Origin of the sequence: Protofrankia sp. Cr1, assembly GCF_963555865.1 — a bacterium.
GTDB lineage: Bacteria > Actinomycetota > Actinomycetes > Frankiales > Frankiaceae > Protofrankia.
Genome location: NZ_CAUVXO010000200.1, coordinates 1052 through 1796 on the forward strand (window position 1 = coordinate 1052; position 745 = coordinate 1796).

Below are 745 nucleotides of genomic sequence, written 5' to 3' on the forward strand. Positions count from 1 at the left end.
GTGATCAATGCGGCGCGGACCCGGCCGTGACCTGGACCCGACAGGAGTTCCTGGCCGATGTCGCCCGGACCGGGGTTCTATCGCCGGAGTACGCCGAGGACGTGCTGGTGCGCCTGGCGCACCACTCCGCGGCGCTTGAGGGCAACACTCTCACCCTGGCCGACACAATCACCCTGCTGGTCGACGAACGGGTGCCTGTGGCCGGCACGCCGGTGCGCGAGTTGTACGAGGTTGCCAACCACTACCAGGCTCTCGCCCGCATCCTGCGGGCCGTCGCCGACGACGAACCCCTGAGCACCGACCTCGTCCGGGACCTGCACGCTGCGCTGATGGACCGCTTAGCCCACGACCGCGGCCAGTACAAGACATCCAGCAACATCGTCGCCGGCGCGTCGTGGCAGCCTGCACCACCCGAACGCGTCCCAGAACTCATGCTCCAGTGGGCCGACCAGGCTGAGTGGCAAACCGCCAGCCTCGACAACGAGGCGCTGCTGGAGGCGATCGCCGGCGGGCACGTCGCTTTCGAACGCATCCACCCGTTCTCCGACGGCAACGGCCGTACCGGCCGCGCGATCATCGCCTACCAGACCATCCGCAGGTTCGGGTTTCCCGCCATTGTCCAGGTCACCCAGCGATCCGGGTATATCACCATGCTCGACACCCAGAACACGCCCGCCCTGACCCGACTCCTCACGGTCGCACTCGCCGACGAGGCAAGCCGCGCTGCGGCGTAGCTGCTCGCGGC

The 745-nt window shown here is 68.3% G+C and carries 1 protein-coding gene; it reads left to right on the plus strand.

The annotated features are described in order from the left end of the window. A partial coding sequence (locus tag U9980_RS15930) for a Fic family protein (RefSeq protein WP_322768640.1) occupies positions 1 to 734 on the plus strand: 734 nt, incomplete at its 5' end. Between the last annotated feature and the right edge of the window lie 11 nt (positions 735 to 745).